The following is a 6739-nucleotide window of genomic DNA, read 5'->3' on the forward strand; positions in this document are numbered from 1 at the left end:
GATGGATCAGCGAAAATGCGAATGTGGTCATACCAACCCGGTTGGGACGCTGCTCTGTGAGTCTTGCGGGAAGCCTCTGGATGTAGAAGTTCACGAGCAGACATCGTTTCCTGACATGCGCTATGAAGGAATGGCAAGACGTTCTCAAACGAATAAGACGAAAGTAATCGATCGAATCTGGAACTTTTTTTCTTCGGTCAAAATTGCAATCGGTATCATTATTGTCATTTTAGTGGCGTCCGCTGTTGGAACCATCTTTCCACAACAAATGTACATACCGGTTCCCGTACCGACAGAAGCAGATGTTGCCCGCTTCTACACGGAATCATACGGAACACTGGGAACGATTTTCTACGGACTAGGATTTCATAACATGTATTCATCCTGGTGGTTTGTGACACTCCTGGTGATGCTTGGTACCTCGCTTGTTATCTGTAGTCTGGACCGTGTAGTACCGCTCTATAAAGCATTGAATAAGCCTAGATTGAACCAGCACAAGTCCTTCTTGAAGGGGCAAAAGCTGTTTGCAGAAGGAGTGCTGTCTCCAGATACCAACCAGGAAGCGATACTGGAAGAATCCGCTCTGGCGTTGAAGGAAAAAGGATATCGCATTTTCCGTACAGAACGCGCGATTATGGCGGAAAAAGGCCGTTTCAGTCGTTGGGGTCCTTATATCAATCACATTGGCCTAATTTTGTTTTTGGTCGGCACCTTGATGCGAAGTTTGCCCGGTTTCTACTTGGACGAGTACGTCTGGGTGCGCGAAGGACAAACGGTTTCGATTCCGAATACCCCTTACTATATTAAAAACGAGAACTATACCACAGAGTATTGGTCGGAAGAAGAAATGCCGGAACAGCTGGAGCTAAACGGCGGAGCCATCGTCAAAAGCTATCAGACAGATGCCATTTTGTATGAAAATAAAAGCGCTGACGTTCCAGGGAAAAAACCTGATCTGGTAGAAGTGCAGAAGGGTCCAATCGTCGTGAATCATCCGATGGAGCAGGATAGCCTCTATATTTATCAGAGCGGCGTACAGGAGATGCAGCTTGGAGCTCTTAATTTTGGGCTGGTCGACCTGAAAAACGGCAAGAAAGAGCTCGGTCAAATCAAAATTGATCTGTACAATCCACAACAAGAGCAGGTCATCGCGGATGGGTACACCGTTCGGATTTTGGACTACTTCCCGGATTTTATGATGGGAAAAGACGGCAAGCCGGCTACAAAAACCAATTTGCCTAAAAATCCGATGGTGGCACTGGAGGTCATCGGTGAAAATGGCAAGGTGAACGAAAAATTGGTCTATCTCGAAGGCACCATCCTCACCCAGAAGGATGATCCACGTTTCGGGCTCGTCATCCAAATGCCTGATTTAATCGATATTGCGGGGCTGAATGTACGGGTGGACAAAGCGTTGCCGCTGATTTACTTCGGATCGTTCATCTTCCTCGTAGGTGTTGCGATCGGCGTGTTCTGGCAGCACCGACGGGTTTGGGTACAAACACAAGAGGGAAGTATCTTGGTAGCAGCCCATACGAATAAAAACTGGTTCGGTCTTCGCAGGGAAGTCGACGGGCTGGTTAAACGAGTGGAGCTCCCTGTCACGATAGAAGATAAAACAAAGGCATAAAGCTTCAAAGGGGGTACAAACAACGTGCAGCTCATTCAATTGAGTGACTGGTTACTGGATATCGCGTTTCTGCTCTACGTAATCGCATCCATCGTCTTCGCAGTAGCCGTGACGGGAAAAAACTGGGCAGGGCGTGATCCAAAGCAACATGAAGAGCGCTATGGACGGATTGCTTATTGGTTAGCCGTTGTCGGATTTGTGGCGCAAACAGGGTACGTGATCGCACGCTGGATTGCTGGCGGCCATAGCCCAACGAGCAACATGTTTGAGTTTATGGCATTCTTGGATTACTGTATTATCTTGGCCTATTTGATTATTTACCGGATTTACAAGCTGACCGCAATTGGGGCGTTCGTCCTGCCGCTTGGGGTTATCATGCTCGCGTATTCGTACGTATTCCCAAAGGAAATCACGCCATTGATTCCTTCTTTGCAGAGTTACTGGCTGCACATTCACGTGACTACCGCAGCACTGGGTGAAGGGATTTTGGCTGTTGGATTTGCGGCGGGACTCATGTACTTGATCCGTACGGTACCGCAGCATATTTCCACGAAAAGTACGAAATGGCTGGAAATTGTGTTGGCTGTCGTCCTGATGCTCGTTGGATTCATTTTGATGGATTCTACGTTTGCTCGTATGGATCAAAAGACAGTATTTGAAATGAATAAGGAAGAAATGAATGCAGCAGGACAGATGGTTAAACCGAAAGTGGAGTACATCCTGCCAGCAATTGTTGCACCTGCTGATTCGACCATTAGTAAGGAAGGGCCGATCTCTCCACTCTTTACGGCACCTACTTGGATGGAAGGGAAAGACGCCGCTCGTAAATTGAACACAATGCTGTGGTCAGTCATTACAGGTGTGATTCTATACGGTGGATTGCGCTTCATTTTCCGCAAACGACTGGGTGCAGCCATTAAGCCTTCCGTTGAGAGTGTGGACCCAGATCTGCTGGATGAGATCAGCTATCGAGCAATCAGTATCGGATATCCTGTATTTACCCTTGGGGCCCTCATCTTCGCAATGATTTGGGCAGAAGAGGCATGGGGCCGATTCTGGGGCTGGGACCCGAAGGAAGTATGGGCCTTGATTGTCTGGCTCTTCTACAGTGCCTACTTGCATTTGCGTCTATCCCGCGGATGGATCGGTGCGAAGTCAGCCTGGATGTCCGTCATCGGGTTTGTCATTATTTTGATTACACTAGTCGTGGTCAATTTGGTCATTGCTGGATTGCACTCCTACGCTGGCGTGTAGGAATCCCACAAAAAGCTGGTTATTCCACCAGCTTTTTGGACTATCATCTAACTGTTTTACGATATTATGAGAGCAAGAGGTGTTTCCTATGGAAAAAATGGCACGTATTCTCGTAGTGGATGATGAAGAGCGCATTCGTAGACTTCTGAAAATGTACCTGGAAAGAGAAAACTTCCTGATTGATGAAGCAGACAATGGAGAGCAAGCAGTAGAAATGGCAGTGGGAAGTGATTACGACATTATTTTGCTCGACCTGATGCTTCCGGGAATGGACGGGATCGAGGTATGCCAGCGAGTACGTGAATTCAAGGCAACCCCAATTATTATGCTTACGGCAAAGGGGGAAGAAACCAATCGTGTTCACGGTTTTGAGGCAGGGGTGGACGATTATGTCGTCAAACCGTTTAGCCCGCGCGAGGTCATGTACCGGGTAAAAGCCATTCTTCGTCGCTCTTCTGCGACCGCCTATTTGAAGACAGAGACGTTCAATAGCCATTCCGTTCTTGTTTTCCCGGAATTGACCATTGATCACGATGCACACAAAGTAATCGCGAGTGGACAAGAAGTGAGCCTTACTCCAAAAGAGTATGAGTTGTTGCACTACCTGGCATTGTCTCCAGATAAAGTATTTACACGTGAAGAGCTGCTAAAAGATGTATGGCATTACGAGTTCTTTGGCGATTTGCGTACGGTAGACACACATATCAAGCGTCTCCGTGAGAAGTTGAACCGTGTTTCTCCGCAAGCAGCCAATATGATTGCGACAGTGTGGGGCGTCGGATACAAGCTAGAGGTGCCGAAGTAAAGTGGACGTTATTTTTCGCAGTGTAGTCGGTAAGCTATGGATGACCATTATTGCCTTATTCGCACTCGTGTTGACGATATTTAGTCTGTTGCTCGTCCAATCCTTTGACAGCTTTTACAGCAGTCGTCAGTCGAAGAATTTGCACGATCTGGCAGATGGTTTGGCGATCGGTTTGGCGCAGAGTCCGGATATGAAAGCAGCTTTGGAGATGGCATCCAAATTTGGCTTGGTGCATCATACAGGTATGGTCGTTTTAGATGAAAAAGGAAAGCAAATTGGTATGAGCGAGGGGGCTGGGCTCCCTCGCATTCCAGTAGAGAAGCTGCTTCGAGATCCTGAATTGCGTCTGAGTGATGCGCTTGCAGGCAAGCATCCTTCACCTAAAACGATATATATCGATATTGGAAATTCTGCTGAACATACGAACAGTACACACGAAATGCTTGCCGTCGCTGTACCCTTAGATATTACGAAAGGGAAAACAGGCGCGGTGGTCATGTATCAGGCGATTGAAGATTTTGATGATACGGTTAGCGAAGTCAGATTTTTAATTTTTGTGGTTGGAGTCATCGGATTCGTCTCTACGACGGTATTCGCGTTTTTCCTCTCATCGCGTATTACAATCCCATTGCGTCAGATGAAAGAAACCGCTCATCGTATTGCAGAAGGGGATTTTCATGCGGAAATCCCAATCAGGACGCAAGACGAGACAGGAGAGCTGGCTGCTTCGTTTAACACGATGGCGAGCAAGCTCAATCAATTAGTCGATGCATTGTCCAAAGAGAAGGAGCAGCTAGCGAGTGTCCTTCGTAGCATGGTAGATGGTGTCGTCATGATAGATGCAAATGGCAAGCTGGCCGTCACGAATCCCCCAGCTGAGCGATTCTTGCGTGATTGGGATTTTGAGCATTCGGATGAGCCTGTACCGTTGTTCTCGTTTTATCAGCAAGTGTTGCTGACCGGACAGGAAGTGACAGAGGATATCCCTGTGCAAGGGCGGATATGGTCCGTTGTCATGGCGCCTTTGAATGATCGGGATCAAATCCGCGGTGCCGTCGCAGTTCTGCGTGACATCACACAGGAGCGTAAGCTGGATAAGATGCGCAACGATTTTGTGGCAAATGTATCACACGAGCTGCGTACACCTCTATCCATGCTGCAAGGGTACAGTGAAGCGATTGTGGACGATATCGTGGCAACACCGGAAGAGCATAAAGAACTGGCGCAGATCATCTATGACGAGTCAGCACGGATGACGAAGCTGGTCAATGAATTGCTCAGCTTGGCCCGGATGGAAGCAGGACATGTTGAATTGTTCCAGGAAACGCTGGAGCTGCGACCTTATTTGGAGCGTATTCAACGGAAGTTCAGTAATCTGGCAAGGGAACGCGATATCCATTTGTTCCTCGAATTATCTACGACTCATACGCATGTTCACATCGACCCCGATCGCATGGAGCAAGTGCTGACGAACCTGATTGATAATGCATTAAGACATACGCCGAGTGAGGGAAGTGTGACCATTCGCGCTCGAGGAGATAAAGCTTTGTTGATTGAGATCAGCGATACAGGCAGTGGCATTCCTCAAGAAGACCTGCCGTTTGTATTCGAGCGATTCTACAAAGCCGACAAGGCTCGCACACGCGGGCGTTTAGGTGGTACTGGTCTTGGTCTTGCCATCGCGAAAAACCTTGTCGAAGCACATGGTGGAACGATCAGTGTGCAAAGTAAGCTGGGTGAGGGAACGACTTTTACAATTGCCTTGATGCTACAGAAAAACAAATAGGAGTGTAGAGAGAAATGATCAAAACGATCTTATTTGATGTTGACGGGGTTATGTTGAGTGAAGAGCGTTACTTTGATGCTTCTGCATTGACGGTATGGGAATTTTTGTACAGTCCGCAGTATTTGGGGCTTCCAGGCGAGGAGTTCACACCTGCACCAGAAGAAGCACAGATCAGACGAGTGCGGGAGCAAGTATTTGCTTCGGATGACGTGTTGAACTTTATCAAGTCTCGTGGAATCAACTCCAACTGGGACATGGTTTTCCTCGCGTTTTCCTATCAGTTGATTCGTTTGTTAGAAGCAGTGAAAACTCATGTACCAGAAGCGACTAGTCTTCTCAACGGACAAATTGATCGGCCGCAACTGGCACAAGTAAAAGAGTGGGCTGCTACTCATGCTTCTGATTTTCACGTAGATTACGCAGCGTTTACAGCTGATTTTGCAAAAGGCTCTGCACAAAAAGCAGAAATGCTGCTCTATTTGAATCAAATTGCAAAAGAGCGTTGCGGTGTGACAACAGAGATGTTCTCTCGCAATAGTGATCTATGGCAGTTGGTTCAAAAAACGTTTCAAGAATGGTATCTGGGTGATGAGCGCGTGGCCGCATCGATTGGTCGTGAAACTATGCAGCCAGGCAAGAAGGGCTTCTTGACAGACGAGATTCCGATTGTGCCGCCAGCAGAGATGATTGAGCTGTTCCGCACGCTAAAAGAAAAAGGGTACACGCTGGGAATTGGGACAGGACGTCCTACCATCGAAACGCATGTTCCTCTAAGTGAGATGAATATCCTTGAGTGGTTTGACCCGAACCGTGTCGTAACGGCTTCTCACGTACTTGAGGCGGAAGAAGCATACCCAAGCTTTGCGCCGATGTCCAAGCCACACCCTTACTCCTATGTGAAAGGGTTGCTTGGACTGGATACACCGATTAGCGATGCCGTCCATTTTCCATTACCAATTGAAAATGGGGAAGAAGTGCTGATTGTCGGAGATTCGCTAGCAGATTTTCTAGCGGCTCGCTCGATCGGTTGCAAGTTTGCAGCGACTTTGACGGGGCTGTCTGGCCAGGACGCACGCAGCAAATTTGAAGAGGAAAAAGCGGACTACATCCTCGACGATGTCCGAGACATTCTATCTATTCTGTAGACAAAAAAGACTCCGCCGTATGGAGAAAACGGCGGAGTCTTTCATGTGCGCCCAGCATGGGCGTTATCTCTAGGGTTAAAGTCCCGAATGGTGAAGGCAGTAGTAGCCATTAGCTTAAG

General features: G+C 47.8%; 5 protein-coding genes. All 5 read left to right on the forward strand.

What is annotated here, in order from left to right:
* Window position 1: 1 nt before the first annotated feature.
* On the forward strand, window positions 2–1630 hold the full coding sequence (resB, locus tag AB1L17_RS05470) for a cytochrome c biogenesis protein ResB (protein ID WP_412843614.1): 1629 nt from the start codon (window positions 2–4) through the stop codon (window positions 1628–1630).
* Window positions 1631–1654: 24 nt separating this feature from the next.
* Window positions 1655–2884, forward strand: coding sequence for a c-type cytochrome biogenesis protein CcsB (gene ccsB, locus AB1L17_RS05475; protein ID WP_412843615.1), 1230 nt, complete (start codon window positions 1655–1657; stop codon window positions 2882–2884).
* Between the two features lie 88 nt (window positions 2885–2972).
* Window positions 2973–3689, forward strand: coding sequence for a response regulator transcription factor (locus AB1L17_RS05480; RefSeq protein ID WP_012686105.1), 717 nt, complete (start codon window positions 2973–2975; stop codon window positions 3687–3689).
* Window position 3690: 1 nt separating this feature from the next.
* A complete protein-coding gene (locus AB1L17_RS05485) occupies window positions 3691–5475 on the forward strand; it encodes an ATP-binding protein (protein WP_412843616.1) in 1785 nt (594 codons plus the stop codon).
* Window positions 5476–5489: 14 nt separating this feature from the next.
* Window positions 5490–6620, forward strand: coding sequence for an HAD family hydrolase (locus tag AB1L17_RS05490; RefSeq protein WP_412843617.1), 1131 nt, complete (start codon window positions 5490–5492; stop codon window positions 6618–6620).
* Window positions 6621–6739 lie beyond the last annotated feature (119 nt).

The organism is Brevibacillus jepli, from assembly GCF_047229145.1.
Lineage (GTDB): Bacteria > Bacillota > Bacilli > Brevibacillales > Brevibacillaceae > Brevibacillus.